Annotated in this window: 20 protein-coding genes; 4 read left to right on the top strand and 16 right to left on the bottom strand. The window is 72.7% G+C overall.

Annotated features, from left to right (window positions below):
• Positions 1 to 26: 26 nt before the first annotated feature.
• Complete coding sequence (locus IC607_RS13005; protein WP_191787839.1) at positions 27 to 1,613, bottom strand: peptide MFS transporter; 1,587 nt, start codon at positions 1,611 to 1,613, stop codon at positions 27 to 29.
• Positions 1,614 to 1,704: 91 nt separating this feature from the next.
• On the opposite strand from IC607_RS13005, the gene IC607_RS13000 reads away from it, so the two are divergent.
• The gene (locus tag IC607_RS13000; protein ID WP_191787838.1) at positions 1,705 to 3,066 is read left to right on the top strand and encodes a deoxyribodipyrimidine photo-lyase; all 1,362 of its coding nucleotides are present in this window, start codon (positions 1,705 to 1,707) and stop codon (positions 3,064 to 3,066) included.
• A gap of 122 nt (positions 3,067 to 3,188) precedes the next feature.
• Complete coding sequence (locus tag IC607_RS12995) at positions 3,189 to 3,767, top strand: DoxX family protein (protein WP_191787837.1); 579 nt, start codon at positions 3,189 to 3,191, stop codon at positions 3,765 to 3,767.
• Between the two features lie 31 nt (positions 3,768 to 3,798).
• Here the strand turns inward: IC607_RS12995 and IC607_RS12990 are convergent, their stop codons facing one another.
• Positions 3,799 to 4,344, bottom strand: coding sequence for a GNAT family N-acetyltransferase (locus IC607_RS12990; protein WP_191787836.1), 546 nt, complete (start codon positions 4,342 to 4,344; stop codon positions 3,799 to 3,801).
• A gap of 106 nt (positions 4,345 to 4,450) precedes the next feature.
• A complete protein-coding gene (locus IC607_RS12985; protein WP_191787835.1) occupies positions 4,451 to 5,500 on the bottom strand; it encodes a hypothetical protein in 1,050 nt (349 codons plus the stop codon).
• A 96-nt stretch (positions 5,501 to 5,596) separates the two neighbouring features.
• Between IC607_RS12985 and IC607_RS12980 the strand changes: the two genes are divergently transcribed.
• Complete coding sequence (locus IC607_RS12980; protein ID WP_191787834.1) at positions 5,597 to 6,190, top strand: TetR/AcrR family transcriptional regulator; 594 nt, start codon at positions 5,597 to 5,599, stop codon at positions 6,188 to 6,190.
• A 90-nt stretch (positions 6,191 to 6,280) separates the two neighbouring features.
• Here IC607_RS12980 and gatB read toward each other — a convergent pair whose 3' ends face one another.
• From gatB to IC607_RS12935, 9 genes are all read right to left on the bottom strand, one after another.
• The gene (gatB, locus tag IC607_RS12975; RefSeq protein WP_191787833.1) at positions 6,281 to 7,786 is read right to left on the bottom strand and encodes an Asp-tRNA(Asn)/Glu-tRNA(Gln) amidotransferase subunit GatB; all 1,506 of its coding nucleotides are present in this window, start codon (positions 7,784 to 7,786) and stop codon (positions 6,281 to 6,283) included.
• Positions 7,783 to 9,291, bottom strand: a complete 1,509-nt coding sequence (gatA, locus tag IC607_RS12970; protein ID WP_191787832.1) for an Asp-tRNA(Asn)/Glu-tRNA(Gln) amidotransferase subunit GatA — start codon at positions 9,289 to 9,291, stop codon at positions 7,783 to 7,785. The genes gatB and gatA overlap by 4 nt, the downstream gene beginning before the upstream one ends.
• Positions 9,288 to 9,587: an Asp-tRNA(Asn)/Glu-tRNA(Gln) amidotransferase subunit GatC gene (gene gatC, locus IC607_RS12965; RefSeq protein ID WP_191787831.1), complete on the bottom strand. Its 300-nt coding sequence runs from the start codon at positions 9,585 to 9,587 to the stop codon at positions 9,288 to 9,290. The genes gatA and gatC overlap by 4 nt, the downstream gene beginning before the upstream one ends.
• Before the next feature lie 44 nt (positions 9,588 to 9,631).
• Positions 9,632 to 10,048 (bottom strand): pilus assembly protein CpaE, encoded by a 417-nt coding sequence (locus tag IC607_RS12960; RefSeq protein ID WP_191787830.1) that lies wholly within the window; start codon positions 10,046 to 10,048, stop codon positions 9,632 to 9,634.
• A gap of 61 nt (positions 10,049 to 10,109) precedes the next feature.
• Positions 10,110 to 11,111 carry a sugar phosphate isomerase/epimerase gene (locus IC607_RS12955; protein ID WP_191787829.1) on the bottom strand — a complete coding sequence of 334 codons (1,002 nt, stop codon included), beginning with the start codon at positions 11,109 to 11,111 and terminating at the stop codon, positions 10,110 to 10,112.
• A 2-nt stretch (positions 11,112 to 11,113) separates the two neighbouring features.
• On the bottom strand, positions 11,114 to 12,274 hold the full coding sequence (locus IC607_RS12950; protein ID WP_191788098.1) for a Gfo/Idh/MocA family protein: 1,161 nt from the start codon (positions 12,272 to 12,274) through the stop codon (positions 11,114 to 11,116).
• A 103-nt stretch (positions 12,275 to 12,377) separates the two neighbouring features.
• Positions 12,378 to 13,436: a substrate-binding domain-containing protein gene (locus IC607_RS12945; RefSeq protein WP_191787828.1), complete on the bottom strand. Its 1,059-nt coding sequence runs from the start codon at positions 13,434 to 13,436 to the stop codon at positions 12,378 to 12,380.
• Positions 13,437 to 13,493: 57 nt separating this feature from the next.
• The gene (locus IC607_RS12940) at positions 13,494 to 14,543 is read right to left on the bottom strand and encodes an ABC transporter permease (protein WP_191787827.1); all 1,050 of its coding nucleotides are present in this window, start codon (positions 14,541 to 14,543) and stop codon (positions 13,494 to 13,496) included.
• Positions 14,540 to 16,066, bottom strand: a complete 1,527-nt coding sequence (locus IC607_RS12935) for a sugar ABC transporter ATP-binding protein (RefSeq protein ID WP_191787826.1) — start codon at positions 16,064 to 16,066, stop codon at positions 14,540 to 14,542. Before IC607_RS12935 ends, IC607_RS12940 begins: the two co-directional genes overlap by 4 nt.
• A 139-nt stretch (positions 16,067 to 16,205) precedes the next feature.
• Here IC607_RS12935 and IC607_RS12930 point away from each other — a divergent pair, with 139 nt between their 5' ends.
• Positions 16,206 to 17,387, top strand: a complete 1,182-nt coding sequence (locus IC607_RS12930; protein WP_191787825.1) for an ROK family protein — start codon at positions 16,206 to 16,208, stop codon at positions 17,385 to 17,387.
• An 8-nt stretch (positions 17,388 to 17,395) separates the two neighbouring features.
• Here the strand turns inward: IC607_RS12930 and IC607_RS12925 are convergent, their stop codons facing one another.
• From IC607_RS12925 to IC607_RS12910, 4 genes are read right to left on the bottom strand one after another with little or no spacing between them, the layout of a single operon-like run.
• A complete protein-coding gene (locus IC607_RS12925) occupies positions 17,396 to 18,631 on the bottom strand; it encodes an N-acetyltransferase (RefSeq protein ID WP_191787824.1) in 1,236 nt (411 codons plus the stop codon).
• On the bottom strand, positions 18,628 to 21,015 hold the full coding sequence (gene ligA / locus IC607_RS12920) for an NAD-dependent DNA ligase LigA (RefSeq protein WP_370526209.1): 2,388 nt from the start codon (positions 21,013 to 21,015) through the stop codon (positions 18,628 to 18,630). Before ligA ends, IC607_RS12925 begins: the two co-directional genes overlap by 4 nt.
• 47 nt (positions 21,016 to 21,062) lie before the next feature.
• On the bottom strand, positions 21,063 to 21,470 hold the full coding sequence (locus IC607_RS12915) for a hypothetical protein (RefSeq protein WP_191787823.1): 408 nt from the start codon (positions 21,468 to 21,470) through the stop codon (positions 21,063 to 21,065).
• A complete protein-coding gene (locus IC607_RS12910; RefSeq protein ID WP_191787822.1) occupies positions 21,467 to 22,483 on the bottom strand; it encodes a hypothetical protein in 1,017 nt (338 codons plus the stop codon). The genes IC607_RS12915 and IC607_RS12910 overlap by 4 nt, the downstream gene beginning before the upstream one ends.
• Positions 22,484 to 22,500: the final 17 nt, after the last annotated feature.

Genomic DNA, 22,500 nt, shown 5'->3' with positions numbered 1-22,500 from the left:
TGGCACCGGCCACCCACACGTGCGCGTCAGCCCTTGAGCGCCTCGTCGCCGCCGCTCTCCGCACCCTCCCGGATGTGCCGGCTCACCCAGGGGGCGAGCGCGAACATCACGAGCGCGAAGACGAGCGTCACCACACCGATCCCACCGAAGTACGCGGCGTCGCCGACGTCCGCCGTGGCCTGCACCAGCTGGGCCGTGATCGCGTTCCCCGCGCTCGTCGCGAGGAACCACAGGGCCATCGCCTGCCCGCGGAAGGCCTTGGGCGCCAGCAGCGTGGTCGCCGCGAGACCGACGGGCGACAGGCACAGCTCGCCGAGCGTCTGCACGAGGTAGACGACGACGAGCACCCACCACGGGGACTTCCCGTCGCCGGCCTGCCATGCGGCGCCACCGAGGAACACGAAGCTGAGCGCGACCAGCGTCAGCCCGATGGCGAACTTGACCGCGGTGGGCGGTCGGTCGTCCAGCTTCAGCCAGATCCAGGCGAACACCGGCGCGAGCAGGATGATGAACGCCGGGTTGAGCGACTGGTAGAAGACCGTGGAGATGGTGATGCCACCGATCGTCCGGTCGGTGCTGTCCTCCGCGAACGTGGTCAACGTGCCGCCGGCCTGCTCGAAGATCATCCAGAAGAGCATCGCCGCGACGAACAGGGGGATGTACGCCCGCAGCCGGGAGCGCTCCGGCGCCGTCACCTTCGCTGACCGGAACATGACCCAGAACGTCGCGACGGGCGCCGCGAGCGCGATGTAGGACAGCGCGTCGACGAACGTGTCCGCGCTGAAGTCCCCCTGGATCGCCCACGCGAGCGCGACCGCGGCGAGGCAGCCGACGGCGACCCCGACCACCAGGCGCGTGACGGGACCGCGGTCGGCCGCGGTCATCGGGTTGGGCGGCCGCACCCCGGCCGTACCCAGCAGGTTGCGCCCCAGGATGAAGACGACGAGCGCGAGCGCCATGCCGACGGCGGCGACCGCGAACCCGGCGTGGTAGCCCCAGCGCTCGCGCACCGCGCCCACCACGAACGGTGCCGCGAGCGAGCCGATGTTGATGCCCATGTAGAAGATCGAGAACGCCGAGTCGCGACGCTGGTCCTCGCGCGAGTACAGCTCCCCCACCATCGAGGAGACGTTGGGTTTGAGCAGACCGGTTCCCAGGGCCACCAGCACGATGCCCGTGAACGAGAAGCCCGCGCCGGGGATCGAGAGGAAGACGTGCCCGGCCGCGATGACGACGCCGCCGTACAGGACCGAGCGCCGCGCGCCGATCATGCGGTCGGCGAGCCAGCCCCCGAGCACCGAGACCAGGTAGACCGACGCGCCGTAGGCCGAGTAGATCGCCAGCCCGGTCGTCTCGTCGATCCCGAGGCCACCGTTGGCCGCGGTGTCCGTCAGGTACAGCAGCAGGATGGCCCGCATGCCGTAGTAGCTGAACCGCTCCCACAGCTCCGTGCCGAACAGCGTGAAGAGGCCCAGCGGGTGCCCGAAGAACGCGTGGTCACGGGGGACGACGGGCGCGTCGGCCGTGGTGAGCCCACCGGCGCCCGCCGCGTCGTCGGCTCCGTCGCCGCGTCGCCGGCCGCGCGAGACGCCCGATTCGTCCCCGTCTGCCATGAGGCCATCGTGGCCGGTCCCTGCCGTGTGCGCCAGTGTCCACCCAGGTCGGCGGGTCGCCGCGGACGCCGACGGGACCTAGCGTGGCCCGGTGACGAGCGTGCACTGGTTCCGCCGCGACCTGCGGCTCGCGGACAACCCCGCCCTGGTCGCCGCCGTGGAGCGGGCGCGGGCCGACGAGGGCGACGTGGTCGCGCTCTTCGTCGTCGACCCCGCCCTGTGGTCGTCTGCAGGCGCCCCGCGGCTGGCGTACCTCGCGGCGAGCCTGCGGGCGCTCGACGACGAGCTGGGCGGCCGCCTCGTCGTGCGACGGGGTCACCCGGCGGAGGTCGTCCCGCACCTCGCCCGCGAGGTCGCCGCGTCGTCCGTGCACGTGACCGCGGCCACCGAGCCATTCGGCCGACGACGCGACGAGGCCGTCGGCGCGGCGCTCGACGACGCGGGCGTCGAGCTCGTGCCCACGGGTTCCCCCTACGCCGTCGGCCCCGGTCTGCTGACGACGGGCGCGGGCTCGCCGTTCCAGGTGTTCACCCCGTTCCGTCGGGCGTGGTTGGACCACGGGTGGTCGGCGCCGGCCCCCCGCCCACGTTCGGTCCCGTGGGCCGGCATCCGCTCCGACCCACTGCCCGACGCCCCGGACACGGGCGTCGAACTTCCGCGCGCCGGCGAGCGTGCGGCGCGCGAGCGGTGGCACACCTTTGTCGCCGATGCGTTGGGCGACTACGGCACCGACCGTGACCGTCCCGACGTGGACGGGACGTCGTCGATGTCGATCCCGCTCAAGTACGGCGAGGTCCATCCCCGCACCCTGCTGGCCGACCTCGCCCACGACCGGGGCGCGTCTGCGGCGACGTTCCGTTCCGAGCTGGCCTGGCGCGAGTTCCACGCCGACGTGCTGTGGCACCACCCCGGGGCGACGAGGCGCTCGCTGCGAGCCGTGGTGCCGGACGACGCGTGGGCCGACGGACCGGGCGCGGACGCCGCCTTCGAGGCGTGGGCGACGGGACGGACGGGCTACCCGCTGGTCGATGCGGGCATGCGGCAGCTGCGCGCGACCGGCTGGATGCACAACCGGGTGCGCATGGTGGTCGCGTCGTTCCTGGTCAAGGACCTGCACATCCGTTGGCAGCGCGGCGCGGACCACTTCATGGCGTGGCTCGTCGACGGCGACGTACCGCAGAACCAGCTGAACTGGCAGTGGGTGGCCGGGACGGGCCGCGACGCCGCACCGTACTTCCGCGTGTTCAACCCCGTGCTGCAGGGCGAGAAGTTCGACCCCGACGGCACGTACGTGCGCCGGTGGGTCCCGGAGCTCCGCGGCATCCCCGGCCGAGCCGTGCACCAACCGTGGCGGCTCGGTCTCGAGGCGCCTGCCGACTACCCCGACCGCATCGTCGACCACGCCCGTGAGCGTGAGGCCACCCTGGAGGCGTACCACGCGGCACGCGGCTGAGCGCTCGTGAAGACGGTGTGAAGAAGTGGGGACGAACGTCCCGGAACATCCGCTCGCACCGGGACGAGAGTGTGACTACGGCGCCGAGCACGGCGACCGACCTTCACACGGAGAGTCCGATCATGACCGCCCTCGCAGATCCCACGACCAGCACCGCCGCTGTACGCACCGAGCCCGCGATCGTCACCTCGGGCCGCGCCCGCACCGCCCTGGCGATCGCGCGTCTCGCCACCGGGTTCATCTTCCTGTGGGCGTTCCTCGACAAGACGTTCGGACTGCACTACAGCACGGGCGCCGCCGTCACCGAGGGCTCGCCGACCCTGTCCTGGATCGACGGCGGGCAGCCCAGCCAGGGATTCATGAAGTTCGCCGCGATCGGCCCGTTCAAGGACGTGTTCGCCAACATGGCCAGCCCGCTGACCGACTGGCTGTTCATGCTCGGCATGCTGGGTGTGGGCGCGGCGGTGATGCTCGGCATCGGCCTGCGCGTCTCGGCCGTGGCCGGCTCACTCATCATGGCCATGATGTGGCTGGCCGAGTGGCCCTTGCAGCAGGGCTCGACCAACCCGCTGATCGACTACCACGTCATCTACGCGCTGGTGCTGATCATCGCCGCCCTCACGTTCGCCGGTGACACGTGGGGCCTGGGCAAGTGGTGGGCCAACCTTCCCGCCGTGCGCAAGCACTCCTGGCTGCGGTGATCGCCTTCCGCACCCGATCGACCCGCGCCGGTCAGCCCAGCTGACCGGCGCGGTACTCGTCCTCCAGGATCGCCATGACGATGGCATCGCAGTACCCGTCCCCGTCGCGGTAGGCGTCGCGCTTGCGACCCTCGACGCGGAACCCGAGGTTCTCGTAGAGGGACTTGGCCCGGGCGTTGATGCTCAGCACGTCCAGCTCCACCCGGTGCAGCCCGATGCCGTCGAACGCGAACCCCAGCACCAGCTGGATCCCCTCGGTGCCGTAGCCACGGCCCCGGTAGGTCGGCCCCATCGACAGCCGCAGGTTGGCGCAGCGCCGGCCCTCGTCGACCTCGTTCAGCACGATCTCGCCGCGGAACGAGTCGTCACCGTTGGCCGTCACCGCGAAGTCGTAGCGGCCCTTCGCGGAGGCGCGGCTCGCGCACCAGGCGGCGATGCTCTCGCGGGTGAACGTGGCCGTCGTCCCGGTCTGCCGCTTGCCCTCGGGGTCGGCCAGCATCTCCCACATCGCGTCCGCGTCGTCGGGTCGGATGGGGCGCAGGGTGATCATCTCGCCCTGCAACGTCGGCTTGTCCATCGACGTCTCCTCTCGCGTCCCCACGGACGGTACGGCGCGCGTGTGGCGACGACGTTACCGCCGTGTCTCACGCGCGCCGTGGCCCCACTCCGAGCCCGGTCGCCGGTCAGGCGAACGCGGCCTTCGGGTCGCCGACCTCGATGCCCTCGGCCTCCTCCGCCTCCTCGATGGCGCCGGCGGTCGCGCCACCCGTGTTGCGGAAGTGCCCGACGGTCGAGAGCACCAGGCCCAGGACCACCCAGCCCACCAGTGCCAGCCACAGCGAGGCCGTCGAGGCCTGCGGGAAGTAGGAGTGGTCGCGCAGCAGCGCGGCGGCCGCGCCCGGCGGGAACCACTGACCGATCTGCCCCCATGGCGCCGGCAGCATCTGCCAGGGCGCGGCGGTCGAGGCCAGCGGGTTGGCCACGAGCAGGAACAGGACGGGGCCGATGGCGATGCCGGCGCGGCCGACGATCGAGACGAACCCGATGATCACGCTCGCGATGCCGGCGAGGGTCAGGGCGATGATGCCCGCGTTGACGAGGTAGCTGCCCTGGAGTGCGCCGAACAGGCCCTGCAGGACGCCGGCCACCGCCAGTCCACCGACGGCCGCGTAGACGCCGGCGGCTGCGACGCGGCGCCACACCCCGACGACGAGCAACGAGATGCCGATGCCGCCGATCATGCCGCCGATGACGATGGGCAACGTGACGAGCCCGAGGATCGTCCCGCGCGGGTCGCCGGCCGCGAGGGGGACGAGGTCGGTGACCGGCACGCTCACGTCCGTGCCGGTCACCTCGGAGAGCTGCTGGGCCAGGACCGGCGACAGCGCCGCGAGCTGTTGGGCGACGACGGAGCTCGAGGCGGTCGCCGTGAGGATCTCGGGCTGGTCACCCAGAACGATCGCGCCGTAGACGTCGCGCGAGAGGACGAGGTGCTCGGCGGCACCCCGGTCGGCGACCTCGACGACGTCGAACGTGCCGGGCGCGCGCTGCTCGAGCCCCTGCTCGACCGGGGCCGTCGCGGTGGCCGGCCCGGCGACGGCGAGCGGGAGGTCATGGGCGTCGGACGCGGCGCTCGGCCACAGGAACGCGAGGGCGATGAGCGTGACCACGGCGGCGAGGGCTGCGCCCAGGCCGACGAGGCGGCGCCACGGGGTGTGCGGCTGGACAGTCATGACAGAACTCCTTGTAAACCGAATGTTCGTTCTGTTACCAGGCTCCGCCCGTGCCGGGAAGTTGTCAAGAACGTTCGTTCGTTTTTATGCTGCCGTGTGCCCAAGGTCACCGAGGAGTACCGGATCGCGCGCCGGCAGGAGATCGCCGACGCTGCCCTGCGCGCGTTCCGGCGCAAGGGCTTCCACGCCACGTCGATGGCGGAGATCATCAGCGAGGCAGGACTCTCGGCAGGAGCGATCTACGGCCACTTCCCCAGCAAGGAAGCGCTCGTCATGGAGGTGGCCACCCGCATCATCGACACGAGGGTCGCCGACGTCGAGCACCTGGCCTCGCTGGACCCGATGCCGGCGCCGTCGGCGCTCCCGCGCATGCTGGTCGAGGGCATGCAGCGCGAGCTCGGTTCACCGAGCGTGATGCTCCAGCTCTGGGGCGAGGCCGTCACCGACCCCACGGTCCGCGAGCTCGCGGGCTCGGTGGTCAGCCGGCTGCGGACCGTCGTCGGGCGGTACGTCTCACGGTGGCAGCAGCGCGAGCACGGGCGAGCCGCCGACGAGGCCGACGCGCTGGGCGCGGAGCAGGCGGTGCTCTTCGTCGCGGCGGTGCAGAGCTACATCGTGCAAGCGTCGCTCCTGCCGGACTTCGACGGCGAGTCGTACCTGCGCGCCCAGGAGAAGTACCTCCCCCGCTGACACCCACCGCGAGCGCGCCCGAGACGCGTCGAGCGCACCCGCTGCAACGGGTGCGCTCGACGACGAAGGGGCGCGCTCGGCGCCGGTCACTCAGGCCTGGACGCGCTCCAGCACCAGCTCGCGGACGCGGCCGGCGTCGGCCTGACCGCGGGTCGCCTTCATGACGGCGCCGATGATGGCGCCGACCGGACCGAGGTTGCCCGAGCGGATCTTCTCGGCCACGTCCGGCTGGGCGGCCAGGGCCTCGTCGATGGCGGCCAGCAGCGGGCCGTCGTCGGACACGACCTCCAGGCCACGCGCGACGACGACGGCCTCCGGGTCGCCCTCTCCCGCGAGCACGCCGGCCAGCACCTGACGGGCGAGCTTGTCGTTGATGCGGCCGGCGTCGACGAGTGCCTGCAGCTCCCCGATCTGGGCCGGGGTGATGGGCAGGTCCGCCAGCTCGACGTCCTGCTCCTTGGCCGTACGGGCGAGCTCGCCCATCCACCACTTGCGCGCGGCGGCGGGCGACGCCCCCGCTGCGACCGTCGCCTCGATGAGCTCGACCGCGCCGGCGTTGACCACGTCGCGCATCTCGGCGTCGGCGTAGCCCCACTCCCCCTGCAGCCGACGACGACGCGCGGCGGGCAGCTCCGGCAGCGCGGCGCGGATCTCCTCGACCCACGCCCGGTCCGGGACGATGGGTGCGAGGTCCGGCTCCGGGAAGTAGCGGTAGTCCTCGGCGTCGGACTTCAGGCGACCCGACGTCGTCGTGCCGGTGTCCTCGTGCCAGTGCCGCGTCTCCTGCGTGACGGTCGCACCGGAGTCCAGCACGGCGGCCTGCCGGCTGATCTCGTAGCGCACCGACCGCTCGACCGACCGGAACGAGTTGACGTTCTTGGTCTCGGTCCGGGTGCCGAGGGGGTCCGCGGACGTCGGCCGCAGCGAGACGTTGACGTCCGCGCGGACGTTGCCCCGCTCCATGCGCGCCTCGGAGACCTCGAGCGCCCGGAACAGGTCACGCAGCGTCTGCACGTAGGCGCGCGCCACCTCCGGCGCGCGCTCGCCGGCGCCCAGGATGGGCCGCGTGACGATCTCGACGAGCGGGATGCCGGCACGGTTGTAGTCGACCAGCGAGTACTCGGCGCCCTGAATGCGACCGGTCGCACCGCCGACGTGCGTGTTCTTGCCGGCGTCCTCCTCCATGTGCGCACGCTCGATGTCGACGCGGAACACCGTGCCGTCCTCGAGCTCGACGTCCACCCAGCCGTCGTACGCGATGGGCTCGTCGTACTGCGACGTCTGGAAGTTCTTGGGGACGTCCGGGTAGAAGTAGTTCTTGCGCGCGAACCGGCAGCTCTCCGCGATCGAGCAGTTGAGCGCCAGCCCGATGCGGATCGCGTACTCGACCGCCTTCTCGTTCACGACGGGCAGCGCGCCGGGCAGGCCGAGCGACACCGGCGTCACCGAGGTGTTGGCCTCCTCGCCGAAGCCGGCGGGTGCGCCGTCGAACATCTTGGTGCGCGTGCCGAGCTCGACGTGCACCTCGATGCCGATCACGGGGTCGAACCGGGACACGGCCTCGTCGTAGTCGACCAGGTCCACCAGCGCGCTCATCGGGTCTCCAGCTCCGGGGCGCGCGTCAGCAGCGGACCGCCCCACTCGTTCTCCAGCAGCGCCTCGAGCGCGGCACCGACGCGGTACAGGCGGTCGTCGGCCTTGGCCGGTGCCAGCACCTGGAAGCCGACGGGCAGCCCGTCGTCCGACAGGCCGCTCGGCAGCGACAGCCCCGGCACGCCCGCCAGGTTGGCGGGGATCGTGGCGACGTCGTTGAGGTACATCGCCAGCGGGTCGTCCAGCTTCTCGCCCAGCTTGAACGCCGTCGTCGGCGCCGTCGGGGAGACGAGGACGTCCGCCTTCTCGAACGCGGCAGCGAAGTCGCGCTGGATCAGCGTGCGGACCTTCTGGGCCGAGCCGTAGTAGGCGTCGTAGTACCCCGCCGACAGCGCGTAGGTGCCGAGGATGACGCGGCGCTTGACCTCGTCACCGAAGCCCTGGCCGCGGGTCGCGGACATGACGCGCTCTGCGGTGGGGTTGTCCTCGGGGATGACGCGCAGGCCGAAGCGCATGCCGTCGAACTTGGCCAGGTTGCTGGAGGCCTCCGCCGGCATGATCAGGTAGTACGCGGCCAGCGCGTACGTGAAGTGCGGGCAGGAGACCTCGACGATCTCCGCGCCGGCCCGGCGCAGCAGCTCGAGCGACTCGTCGAACCGCGCCTGCACGCCGGACTGGTAGCCCTCGCCCTGCAGCTCGGTGATGACCCCGACCCGCACGCCGCTCAGGTCGCCGGTCGCCCCCAGGCGGGCGGCGCCCACCAGGTCGGGCAGCGGCTCGGCCAGGCTCGTCGAGTCACGCGGGTCGTGGCCGCCGATGAGCTCGTGCAGCAGCGCGCTGTCCAGCACGGTGCGCGTGACGGGGCCGGCCTGGTCCAGGCTGCTCGCCATGGCGATGAGGCCGTAGCGCGAGACACCGCCGTACGTCGGCTTGACGCCGACCGTGCCGGTGACGGCCGCAGGCTGGCGGATGGAACCGCCGGTGTCGGTGCCGATGGCCAGCGGGGCCTCGTACGCGGCGACCGCTGCGGCCGAGCCGCCGCCGGAACCGCCCGGGATCCGGTCCAGGTCCCACGGGTTGTGCGTGTTGCCGTAGGCGGAGTGCTCGGTCGACGAGCCCATCGCGAACTCGTCCATGTTGGTCTTGCCCAGGATGGGCAGGCCCGCGGCCTTGATCCGCTCGACGAGGGTCGCGTCGTACGGCGGCACCCAGCCCTCGAGGATCTTCGAGCCCGCCGTCGTCGGCAGACCCTGCGTGACCACGACGTCCTTGACGGCGATCGGCACGCCGGCCAGCGGGTGCAGCTCCTCGCCGGACGCCCGGCGGGCATCCACGTCGGCCGCGGTGGCCAACGCCTGCTCGCCGCTGACGTGCAGGAACGCGTGCACGGCCGGGTCGACGGCGGCGATCCGGTCCAGGTGTGCCTGCGTCGCCTCGACGCTGGACGCCTCGCCCGACGTCAGCGCGTCGGCGAGCGCGGCGGCGGACAGGCGCGTGAGGTCGCTCATGCCTCCTCCCCCAGGATCTGCGGGACGAGGAACTTGCCGTCCTCGGCTGCCGGGGCTGCGGCCAGCACGGCGTCGCGGTCGACTCCCGCCACGGGCTCGTCGGCGCGGAACACGTTGGACAACGGCAGGGGGTGGCTGGTGGCCGGCACCTCGGGCGTGGCGATCTCGCTCACGCGCGCGATCGACTCGACGATCACGTCGAGCTCACCCGCGAGGCGGTCGAGCTCGGCGTCCGTCAGGTCGATCCGGGCCAGCCCCGCCACACGCGCGACCTCGTCGCGGGAAAGGGAGGACATGGTTGGCAGTCTAGTCGGGACGTCGCGGGGCCCGCGGCCGGGCGTCAGGCGTCGACCGCAGCCCGGATGAGCGCCAGGAGCGCCTGCGCGTACGCCTCGGTGGCCTGGACCGCGGTGAAGAGCTGCTCGGGGCGGCCCGGCAGCTCGGCGAGGACCTGGTAGCGGCCGTCGGTGGATCGAGCGAGCGACCGGAAGGCGCCCCCGAGCAGCTCGCGCAGCTGGTCCTCGCGCGGGAGCCACAGCGCGTCCTCCTGCGCCACGGAGTCGAGCGCCCACTCCGTGGTGCCGTTGAAGCCCAGCACCGTGCCGGTGGGGAACTGGTGGGCCTCGATCGTCATCTCGCTGATCGTGAAGACGTCGTCCTCCATGCCCACCTGGAGCATCACGAACCGGTCACCCGACGTCGGCGTCCAGCGCAGGCCAGAGTCCCGCAGGGCACGGGCACTGCTCAGCGAGATCATGTCGCCAGTATGGGCACGTCGGACCGGCCGCGTCCCCCTCAAGACGCGGCCGGCCCGACCTTCACCGCGAGCTGAAGGCCGCGTCGAACGCGGCCGCCGGCGGCGCGAACGCGTTCCGCCGCACGAACTCCAGCGCCTCCGGCGCGCCCAGGAGCCTGTCCATCCCCGCGTCCTCCCACTCCACCGAGATCGGGCCGTCGTACCCGATCGCGTTCAGCGCGCGGAACGACGCCTCCCACGGCACGTCGCCGCGCCCGGTGGAGACGAAGTCCCACCCGCGGTGCTGGTCCGCCCACGCCAGGTGCGAGGAGAGCCGCCCGTTGCGTCCGTTGCCGAGCCGCAGCTTCACGTCCTTGCAGTCGACGTGGTAGATCCGGTCCGCGAAGTCGCCGATGAAGTCGACGGGGTCGAGGTCCTGCCAGATGAAGTGGCTCGGGTCCCAGTTGAGCCCGAACGACTCGCGGTGCCCGATCGCCTCGAGCGTGCGCACCGTGGTCCAGTAGTCGTAGGCGATCTCGCTCGGGTGGACCTCGTGCGCGAACTGCACCCCCACCTCGTCGAACACGTCGAGGATCGGGTTCCAGCGCCGCGCGAAGTCCTCGTAGCCCGCGTCGACCGCCTCCTGCGAGACCGGCGGGAACATCGCGACGTACTTCCAGATGCTCGAGCCCGTGAACCCGACGACGGTCTTGACGCCCAGCTTCGCGGCCAGCCGCGCGGTGTGCTTCATCTCCTCGGCCGCCCGGCCGCGGACCCCCTCCGGGTCGCCGTCGCCCCACACCACGTCGGGCAGCATGTCGCGGTGGCGCTGGTCGATGGGGTCGTCGCACACCGCCTGGCCCTTGAGGTGGTTGGAGATCGCCCAGACCTGCAGGCCGTGCCGGTCGAGGATCTCGCGGCGCGAGGCCACGTACTCCTCGTCGTCCCAGCGCCACGGGTCGAGGTGGTCGCCCCAGCAGGCGATCTCCAGCCCGTCGTACCCCCACCCCGCGGCCAGCCGGGCGACCTCCTCGAACGGTAGGTCCGCCCACTGGCCGGTGAACAGCGTGATCGGTCGTGCCATGGTCAGCTCTCCTTCGTCGAACGCGTGGGGGCGGTCGGTGTCCAGACGGACTGTGCAGCCGACGAGCGCTCGACCGCGTCCAGGACGCGCTGCACCTGCAGTCCGTCCGCGAACGTCGGCTCGGGCGCCGTGCCGGAGGCGATGCCGCCGACGAGGTCCACGACCTGGTGGGTGAACGCGTGCTCGTACCCGAGCCCGTGACCCGCCGGCCACCACGCCCCGACGTACGGGTGCTCGGGCTCCGTGACGACGATGCGGCGGAAGCCGGCGGTCGCCGCCGGTTCGGTCGCGTCGAACAGGTGCAGCACGTTCATGTCCTCGAAGTCGAACGCGAGCGAACCCGCCGACCCGTTGATCTCCAGGCGGATGGCGTTCTTGCGCCCGTACGCGAAGCGGGTCGCCTCGAACGTCGCCAGGCCGCCGCCGGACATGCGACCCAGGAAGATCGCCGCATCGTCCACGGTCACCGGGCCCGTCCGGTCGCCCGAGGCGGAGCCGGACAGCCCCGTGAACGAGTCGGCCACCGGCCGTTCGTGCACGAACGTCTCCAGGACCGCGGACACGCCCGTCACCTGCTCGCCCGTGACGAACTGCGCGAGGTCGACGATGTGCGCCCCGATGTCGCCGAGCGCTCCGGACCCGGCCCGCTGCCGGTCGAGGCGCCAGGACAGCGGCACGGTGGGGTCCGCGATCCAGTCCTGCAGGTACTGCGCCCGGACGTGCCGCACGGTGCCGATCCGCCCGTCGGCCACGAGCCGGCGCGCCAGCTGGATCGCCGGCACGCGCCGATAGGTGAACCCGACCATCGCCGCCCCGGGCGCCTGCTCGGCGGCCGCGACCATCGCCTCGGCCTCCGCCACGGAGTTGGCCAGCGGCTTCTCGCACAGCACGTGCTTGCCGGCGCGCAGCGCGGCGATCGCGATGTCGGCGTGCGCGTCCCCGGGCGTGCAGACGTCGACGAGGTCGACGTCGTCGCGGTGCACGAGCGCCTTCCAGTCGGTCTCGACGTCGCGCCAACCGAGGGTGGCGGCCGCCGCCCGGACCGCCTCCTCGTTCCGGCCCGCGACGACGGCCATGTCGACGGACATCGGCAGGTCGAAGAACCGCGGGGCGTTGCGCCAGGCCTGGGAGTGGGCGACGCCCATGAACGCGTAGCCGACCATCCCCACGCCCAGGCGTGGGCGGTCGGTGGGTGCTTGAGGCACGGGCCCTCCTCGGGTCCGGACCGGGCGGGTCGCCGGGCTGCACCGACCCGCCCGGTCGACGTCAGGACTCGAAGGCCGTGGGCAGGTACTGGTCGACGTTGGCCTTGGTGACGACCGGCGCGTACAGCTGCACCTTGCGCGGCACCTCGACCTCGACGAGGTCGCTCATCGCCTTGCCCTGCACGAGCAGCCGGGCCAGCCGGATGCCGTCGGCCGCCTGCGTGGACGGGTAGATGACGGTCGCCTTCAGGACGGTGTTGTCGGCCTTGATGGCGTCCATGACGTTCTTGGACCCCGCACCACCGACCATGAAGAACTCGTCGCGGCCCGCGTCCTTGATGGCGGCGAGGACGCCGACGCCCTGGTCGTCGTCGTGGTTCCAGATCGCGTCGAGCTTGGGCGCCGCCTGCAGCAGGCTCGCCGCTGCCGCGTTGCCGCCCTGGACCGTGAAGTCCGCGGCGACGCGGTTGGAGACCTTGAGCCCACACTGCCCGAGCGCGTCGGCGAAGCCCTTGCTGCGGTCCTGCGTCAGCGGCAGCGAGTCGATGCCGGCGATCTCCGCGACCTTGGCATCGCTCTTGCCGCCCAGCTGGTCGCAGATGTACTGCCCGGCGCTCACACCCATGCCGTAGTTGTCGCCCAGCACGGTGGTCCGCGCGGCGTTCGGGTCGGAGAACTCGCGGTCCACGTTCACGACGACGATGCCGGCCTTCATGGCCTTGCTCGCGACCTCGGTGAGCGCGGCCCCGTCGAACGGCAGCAGGACGATCGCGTCGACCTTGTCGTTGATGAACTGCTCGATCTGGCTGATCTGCACGTTGACGTCGTTGGTGCCCTCGGCCTGCTTGAGCTCCACGTCGGAGAACTTGCCCGCCTCCGCGACGGCGCTCTTCGTGATGGCGCCCATCCAGCCGTGGTCGGCGGCGGGTGCGGAGAACCCGATGACGACCTTGTCGCCCGGGGCGTCGTTGTCGGACGTGGCGCCCGGCTGAGCGGCCGCCGCCGTGTCCGACGGGGTCTCGTCGGGGGTGTTGGACGTGCAGCCGGTGACGACGAGCGCGAGTGCTGCGGTGGCGCCGGCGGCGGCGAGCCAGCGGCGACGCAGGGGTCCTGCGGACATGACGATCCTCCTTGATCGGGTGCTGCTGGGGTGGTGGGTGTGCTGTGGGTCGCGGGGTCAGGTGCCCGCGCGGGAGCGCTCGGCGATGCGCTGCTGGAGCAGCACGGCGACGACGATGATCACGCCCTTCGCCACCGCCTGCGCCGAGATCGACAGGTTGTTCTGCGTGAAGACGTTGGTCAGCGTCGAGAAGATGAGCACGCCCAGGACGGTGCCGACGATGGTGCCGCGGCCGCCCGCCAGGAGCGTCCCGCCGACGACCACGGCCGCGATGGCGTCGAGCTCGTAGAACTGACCGTTCGTCGAGCTCCCTGCCGTGGTGCGGCCGAGCATCATGACGCCGCCGATCCCGGCGGCGAGGCCGGCGAGGGCGTACAGGTACATGGTGTGCCGCTTGACGTTGATCCCCGCGAGCCGCGCGGCCTCGGGGTTGCCGCCGACGGCGACCGTGCGGCGACCGAAGGTGGTGCGGTTGAGCAGCACCCAACCGATCACGGACACGACCGCGAAGATCCAGACGAGCGCCGGGACGCCGAGGAAGGATCCGCTGAAGAAGTCCAGGAAACCCTGGACCTCGACCACCTGGGTCTGCCGGTTCGCGATGATCTCGGCCAGCCCTCGGGCGGAGACCATCATGGCCAGCGTCGCGATGAACGCGACCACCTTGCCGTAGGCGATGAGGACGCCGTTGACGATGCCCGCGCCGAGGCCGACGAGCAGGGCGCAACCCACCATGACGATCCAGTGCGTGTCCTGCGCCATCGTCTGGGTCGCGACGGTGCTGGCCCACACCGAGGACAGGCCCAGGACCGAGCCGACCGACAAGTCGATCCCGGCGCCCGTGATGACGAACGTCATCCCGATGCTCAGGACCCCGGTCACCGCAGCGAGCCGCAGGATGGTCAGGATGTTGGCGGTCCCGACGAACCGGTCGCCGGCAGTGATCACGCCGACCAGGCACAGGACCGCGAGCGCGATCACCAGGCCCAGGTTGCGTCCGGCGGCCCCGTGCAGCAGCCCGGACCGCCGCTCCCGCGCCGCCGGCGCCTCCTTCTCCACCCGGGCGGACTCGTCCGCCGCCGGGATCGTGACGTCCTGCTCGCTCACGCGGCACTTCCTTCCATCACCAGGTCGAGCACGCGGTGCTCGTCGATCGCGGACGTCGGACCTTCGTGCACCACGCGCCCCTCGGAGACCACCAGCACGCGGTCGGCCAGGCCGAGGACCTCCTCGATCTCGCTCGAGACAACGACGACGGCGGCCCCCTGCGCCGCCAGCGCCGCGACCAGGGCGTAGATCTCGGCCCGAGCACCGACGTCGACGCCGCGGGTCGGTTCGTCGAGGAGCAGCACCCGGCACCCGTGCACGAGCCACCGGGCGAGCAGCACCTTTTGCTGGTTGCCGCCCGAGAGCGTGCGCGCCGCCCGCTCGGGGTCGCCGGGCCGCACGTCGAGGGCCTCGATCTGCTCGCCGGCGGCGCGACGCTCCGCGGCCTCGTCGAGGAAGCCTCCCCGTGCGGTGCGGGCGAAGGTCGACAGCGTGATGTTCCTGTAGACGGGCTCGTCGAGGATCAGCCCCTGGCTCTTACGCTCCTCGGGGCACAGGCCGACGCCCGCACGCACCGCGTCGGACACCGACCCCGGCCGCAGCGTCCGGTCGCCCACCTGCACCGAGCCGCCTGTCGCCCGGCGGGCGCCGAACACGGTCTCGAGGATCTCCGAGCGCCCCGACCCGACCAGGCCCGCCAGCCCGACGACCTCGCCGGCGCGCACGTCGAACGAGACGTCCTGGAACACACCGCGCAGCTCGAGCCCCTGCACGCGTACGACCGTCGCGGCGTCCTCCCGGACGGGCGGTCGGCGCGGGATCGCGTACTCCACGTTGCGGCCCGTCATCAGGCGGATGAGCTCGGCGGTCGTTGTGCTCGCGACCGCGAGACCGGAGGCGACGGTCCGTCCGTCCTTGAGGACGGTGATCCGGTCGCCGATCTGGCGGATCTCCTCGAGGCGGTGCGAGATGTAGACCACGGCGACGCCCTGCGACGTCAGGTCGCGCACCACCCGGAAGAGGTTCGCCACCTCTTCCGAGTCGAGCACGGCCGACGGCTCGTCCATCACGATGACACGTGCGTCGTGAGACAGCGCGCGGGCCATCGACACGATCTGCTTGCCGGCGGCGGACAGCGTCCCGACCTCGCGGTGCGGCGAGATCCCGGAGTGCCCGAGCCGTGCGAGCAGCGTGCGCGTGCGGCGCGTGGCGGCACGGCGTTGCGAGAACCCGCCCGTGGCGAGCTCGTGGCCCAGGAAGACGTTCTCGGTCACCGACAGGCCGTCGACGACGTCGAGCTCCTGGTACATCGTCGCGATGCCGAGCCGGAGCCCTGCCACCGGGTGCGGGATCGTGACGGGCTCGCCGTCGAGGAGGATCTGCCCCTCGTCGGGCTGGTGAGCACCGGCGAGCACCTTGATCAGGGTGGACTTCCCGGCACCGTTCTGGCCGAGCAGGCAGTGGACCTCCCCGGCCCGCACGTCGAGCTCCACGCCGTCGAGGGCGCGTGCGCCGGGGAACTGCTTGACGATGCCGCGCATCTCGAGCAGAGCGGCGGTGCCCTGGGGGTCGTCGGTGACCATGCGACGAAACTAGGGATACTTATGACGGACGTCAAGCAAAAGTTGCTAGATTGATGACAGAGTTATGCGAATGTGACCCGCACAAGCCACCGGCGACGCGGTGCGACGAGCGACAGGACGGGGATGGTTCACTGTGCGGATGGAGGAGCTGACGACGATCACCCCCAAGCCGACCGGCGCTGGGGACATGTTCCAGCTCCTGCGCGACGGCCAGCCGCGCACGCGCGCCGACCTGGCCACCCTCACCGGCCAGGCACGGTCGACGATCGCCGCGCGGGTCGACACCCTGCTCGCCTCCGGCCTCGTCTCCCCCGCCGGCGAGGCCAGCTCCACCGGTGGCCGGCCTCCCGCCACGTTCCGGTTCAACCCGGCCGCGCGGGTCGTGCTCGCCGTTGACCTCGGCGCGACGCACTCCCGGCTGGCACTCACGGACCTCGCCGGCCAGGTGCTCGCCGAGCACGCCGAGCAGATCGCCATCGCCGAGGGGCCCGGGCCCGTCCTCGACCGCGTGGCCGCCGTCGCAGCCGAGCTGCTGACGGCCGCGGGCCGGCCGTCGTCGGACCTGGTCAGCGTCGGCGTCGGGCTGCCCGGCCCCGTCGAGCACTCCACCGGACGCCCGATCAACCCGCCGATCATGCCCGGCTGGGACGACGCCGACGTCCCGGGCCTGCTGGGCCGTCGTCTCCACGTCCCGGTGCTCGTGGACAACGACGTGAACATCATGGCGCTCGGCGAGCACACCTCGCAGTGGCCTGCGGTCGACCACCTGCTGTTCGTCAAGGTCGCCACCGGCATCGGCGCGGGCATCATCTCGGACGGTGCCATCCGTCGGGGGGCGCAGGGCTCCGCCGGCGACCTCGGTCACATCGCCGTGCCCGGCGGACTCGACCTGCCGTGCCGCTGCGGCAACACCGGGTGCCTCGAGGCGGTCGCGAGCGGCCCCGCCATCGCCACGGCCCTGACGGCCCAGGGGACGCCGGCCACCACGAGCGCGGACGTCGTGGCGCTGGTGCGCGCGGGCGACCTCGACGCGAGCCGGGAGATCCGCGAGGCCGGCCGGCACATCGGTGGCGTGCTCGCCGCCTGCGTCAGCATGCTCAACCCGTCGGTGATCGTCGTCGGCGGCCAGGTCGCTGAGGCCGGCGAGCACCTCATCGCCGGGATCCGCGAGGTCGTCTACCGACGCTCGCTGCCGCTGGCCACGCAGCACCTGCGGATCGTCGCCTCCCGGACCAAGGGACGCGCGGGCGTCCTCGGGGCGAGTGCGATGGCCGCCGACCACGTGCTGTCAGCCGCCGCGATCGACGCCCGCATCGCCTGACCGTCGCGTCAGCGCTGGCGGTAGCGGTAGCTGTCCGCCGGCTGGAAGCCGAGCTGTGCGTAGAGCCGCGCGGCCGGACGGTTGTGCGACTCGACCTGGAGGAACACCGACGTCGCACCACGCCGACGGGCCTGCTCCATGGCGCGCAGCGTGAGCTCTCGCCCCAGCCCCGAGCGACGCACGCCCGGGTGCACCGCGAGGCACGACAGGCCGGCCCACTCGTCGCTGTACGCCACCCGGATCACGCCGCCCTGGTCGCCGTCCACGACCACCGCCAGGTAGTCGGCGTCGACGCCCGTCAGGATGCGCCGCGCCACGTCCGTGTCCGCGTCCGCCTTCTTCACGCCGAGCCACTGGGCGAGCCACCGCTCGTCGGGACGGTCCGAGACGCTCACGTGCAGGTGCGGCCGCGCCGGTCGCGGGGCGTCGTCGTCGAGCGGCCGCACGAGGACGTCGGCGTCGGACGGCACGCCGTACCCGCGCCGCTCCAGCTCCGCCTCGACCAACCGGTCGGCCGGCGACGAGCCCACCCGGACCACGCACGGCAGACCCGCGTCGGCGTACGCGGCCTCGACCTCGTCGAGCTGGCCGGCGACGTCGGCACCGGACTCGGTGGGGATCGCGCTGTTGGCACGGCGCGTGATGCCACCCGAGAGCCCGACCCGCCATCCCGCGGTGGTCGTCGCGACGCGCAGCGGCGGCCACGTCGCCGACTCCACGAGCGCACCCGGCGCATCGGGCGGCGTCCACGTCCGCACGCCGAGCTGCTTCTCCCGTCCCCACCGACGATCCGGATGCTCCACGAACCCGAGCCGGTCGTACAGGCGGCGCGCGGCCAGCATCTCGTCCAGCGTCGACAGCACGATGCGGCGGGCGCCCGACGTCACGCACTCCCGCAGCGCTGCCCGCATCAGGCTCTCGGCGATCCCTCGCCCGCGCGCCTCCGCCGCGACCGCGAGCATGCGCAGCTCGAGCTCGCCGGGCTGCGCGATCTCCGCGTACGAGGTCCCGTACGGCGCGAGCGTCAACGTCCCGACGACGACGCGCTGACCGCCCGTGCCGCCCACGGTTGCGACGAGCAGGGTCGCCTCGCGCGCGCGGCGCGCGGCGTCGCGCAGCTCGAGCTCGTACGGGTCGTCGTCGAGCAGGAGCCTGTCGGCCAGGTACGCCTCGGCCGTCAGCGCTCCCGCGTCGGCGATCTGGTCTCCGGTCGCGACCTCGATGACCGGTGCATCCGCGCTCATGCCTGCCCACCTTCGTCCGTCGTGCCCTCGTCCGTCGTGCCCTCGTCCGTCGTGCCCTCGTCCGTCGTGCCCTCGTCCGTCGTGCCCTCGTCGCCGAGCCCCGCCGGTCCGTGTGCGAGCAGGGCCTCGAAGCCCGCCTCGTCCAGGATCCGCAGTCCCAGCTCGCGAGCCTTGGTCTCCTTGGAGCCCGCGTTCTCGCCGACCACCACGTAGTCGGTCTTCTTCGACACGCTCCCGGCCGCCTTGCCGCCCCGGGCCAGGATCGCCTCCTTGGCGCCGTCCCGGCTGAACCGCTCCAGGCCGCCGGTCACGACGACGGTCAGCCCCTCGAGCGTGCGCGGCGAGCTCTCGTCGCGCTCGTCGGCCATCTGCACGCCCGCGGCCGCCCACCGGTCGACGATGTCGCGGTGCCAGGCGCCGTCCGGCGAGTCGGGGTCGAACCACGACACGACCGCCTCCGCGATCGTCGGGCCGATCCCCTCCACGTCGGCGAGCCGGGCGATGGCCGTCTCCCGGTCCGTGAGCGCGTCGCGCAGCGCCTGCATCGAGCCGAACTCCACCGCGAGCGCGCGGGCGGCCGTCGGGCCGACGTGCCGGATCGACAGCGCCACGATCGCGCGCCACAGCGGCTGGCTCTTGGCCTTGTCGAGCTCGACGAGCAGGCGGTCGGTGTTGGCGTGCGGCTTGCTCGGCGTCCTCGTCGTCGGCTTGGTCCAGAAGTACAGCCGGTCCTCCCACAGACCCGTGCCGACGCCCGCCTTCTTGATCTCGCGCCACACACGCACGTCGCGCAGGTCCTCAGCGGCCAGGTCGAACAGACCCGCCTCCGTCTCGAGCACGGGCGTCTGCCGGGGCGGCAGGTCGGTGGGCGGCTCGGCGCCGACGACGCCGTCGGGGCGGTACTGCGCCACGTCGGTGGGCCGGTCCAGCTCGGGGTCGACGAGCGCGATGGCCGCCTCCCAGCCGAGCGCCTCGATGTCGAAGGCCCCCCGCGACGCGACACCGAACACCCGCTCGCGCAGCTGCGACGGGCACGAGCGCGCGTTGGGGCAGCGGATGTCGACGTCGCCCTCCTTCGCGGGGGCCAGTGGCGTCCCGCAGGACGGGCACGTCGTCGGCATGACGAACGCGCGCTCGCTGCCGTCGCGCAGCTCGGTCACGGGCCCGACGATCTCCGGGATGACGTCGCCCGCCTTGCGCAGCACCACGGTGTCGCCGATCAGCACGCCCTTGCGGACCACCTCGCTCGCGTTGTGCAGCGTGGCCATCGCCACGGTCGAGCCGCTGACGAGCACGGGCTCCATGACGCCGAACGGGGTCACCCGGCCGGTCCGCCCCACGTTCACGCGGATGTCCAGAAGCTTGGTGTTCACCTCTTCAGGGGGGTACTTGTACGCGATCGCCCAGCGTGGCGCCCGGCTCGTCGCGCCCAGGCGACGCTGCAGCACGATCTCGTCGATCTTGACGACGATGCCGTCGATCTCGTGCTCCACGTCGTGCCGGTGCTCGCCGTAGTACGCGATCATGTCGCGCACGCCGGCCAGCCCGTCGACCACGCGCGTGTGCCCCGAGACGGGCACGCCCCACGACGCCAGCAGGTCGTACACCTGCGACTGCCGCTCGATCCCGGCGCCGCCACCGGCCGGCCAGCGCAGTGCGCCGATCCCGTGCGCGTACATCCGCAGCGGTCGCGACGCGGTCACGCGCGGGTCCTTCTGCCGCAGCGACCCGGCCGCGGCGTTGCGCGGGTTGGCGAACGGGGTGCGCCCGGCCTCGACCTGGGCCTCGTTGAGCGCGGTGAACGCCTCGACCGGCAGGAAGACCTCGCCGCGGATCTCGATGAGCTCGGGGTGCGTGGCCGGGTCGCCGGCCAGCGTCGCCGGGATCGCGGCGATCGTGCGCACGTTGAGCGTCACGTCCTCGCCTGTGCGCCCGTCGCCGCGGGTCGCTGCCCGGACCAGCCGGCCTTTCTCGTAGAGCAGCGCGATGGCCAGCCCGTCGATCTTCAGCTCGCACAGGTAGGGCAGCGGAGCGTCCTGCTCGAGGTCGCGGTGCGCGCGGTCCGCCCAGGCACCGATCTCCTCGTCCGAGAACGCGTTGTCCAGCGACAGCATGCGCTCGACGTGGTCCACGGCCGTGAACTCGGTCGAGAAGGTCCCGCCGACGCGCTGCGTGGGCGAGTCCGGGGTGCGCAGGCCCGGGTGCTCGTCCTCGAGCGCCTCGAGCTCGCGCATGCGCCGGTCGTAGTCGGCGTCCGACGACGTCGGGGCGTCACGCAGGTAGTACGCGAACTGGTCGGCGCGGATCGAGTCCGCGAGCTCGGTCCAGCGCGCGCGGGCGGGTGCGGGGATGTCCTGCGGGGTGTCCACGGGTGCGTCGCTCACAGGTCCATCATGACCTGCACCACCGACACCGGTCGTCGCCGGCCGCGTCAGCGCGGGTCGGTCGGCCCGGTGCCGGTCCGGGGGGCGAGACGCGCCGCGCGCGAGCGCCGCCGGTCGGACACCAGGAGCGCGACGGTCCCGCCCACGCCCACGACGAGCGCGACCGCGGCCGCGACGGCCAGGGCCTCGGAAGGCTGCACCACGGTCTCCTCCTGCTCGGCACCGGCGACGTCCCACGTGCACACGGACCGCGGCGGCAGGATCTCGTAGCGCACGTGCGCCTGCGAGTCCTCCTTCGCGTACTCGACCATGCACGGCGTGGTCGGCGAGTCGGTCGCCAGGATCGTCTGGCGCGACATCGACAGCCACAGCACGACGAGCGTCACGAGCCCCGCGATGGCGAGGCCGGTCGCGACCAGCATCGCGAGGGACCGGCGGACGGCAGGGGTGGTCATGACTCGCTCCGTTCGGCGACGATCCGTGCGCACCGCACGGCACCCGCGAGCGCTGAGCGCGCCTCGTCGGGCGAAGAATCTTCGGGCGGCGCGCCGGCGAGCACGACGACGTCCGCGAGCCCCGCAGCCGGCAGCCCGACGGACCGCCACGGCCGTGTGACGACGTCCGCCTGCCCGGCGACGTCGGGTCCCGCGCACTGCGACGTGGCCTGCGGCGGGACCTCGGCCCACAGCGCCAGTCCCGCCTCGACGGCCTCGGCGAGCCGCTCCCAGCCCTGCTCGCCGATCCCGGCCACGGCCAGCGCGACGCCGTCCGCCCCCGCGGACCGCACGGCCGCGACGGCGGACCACGCGGACCCGCCGTGCACGACGACCGACGTCGCACCCGCGTCGCGGAGCTCGCGCACCACCGTGGCGATCCGCTCCGAGGCGACGGGCCCGGGCACGCGGCGCAGGGGCGCGCGGCCGGAGAAGCCCGGCAGCACCCCGGCCATCGCCTGGGCCAGCAGCGGCTCGTGCAGCAGGACGCCGACCTCGGCGCCCGGCACCGCTCGCCGGACGGCGGCGAGCCGCTCGGCCCAGCCGGCCGCGCAGGACTCGGCGAGCTCGCGCACGGCCCCGGTGTCGGACAGGACGCGGTCACCGCGGGCCAGGTAGAGCGTCGCGGCCGTGGTCAGCGGACCGAGGACGGGCACGACGAGCGGGCCCGCGTACCCGTGCGCGGCGACCGCGAGCGCGTCGAGGTCCTCGCGCAGGTACGCCTGCGCGCGGCCCAGGTCACCGCCCGGCCGGTCGGCGAGCTTCCAGCCGTGCGGCCCCAGCTCGGCGGGCATCTCGAGGAGCGCGCCGACGGCCGCGCCCACCTGGTCGCCCCACGGTCCGCGCGCCGGCAGAGTCACGGTGAAGGGCAGGCCGCGAGCGTCGGCGACGTCGGCGAGGTCGCCGACCACCGTGCTCGCCGCCTCCAGCGCGTCCGACCCGGGCCATGTGCCCGTGCCGCTGACACCCGTCATCGAGCGATCCGCCGGTC

Source organism: Cellulomonas sp. JH27-2 (assembly GCF_014837175.1).
Taxonomy (GTDB): Bacteria; Actinomycetota; Actinomycetes; order Actinomycetales; family Cellulomonadaceae; genus Cellulomonas.
The sequence above is the reverse complement of the archived record's forward strand: the minus strand, read 5'-3'. Positions and strand labels throughout refer to the sequence as shown.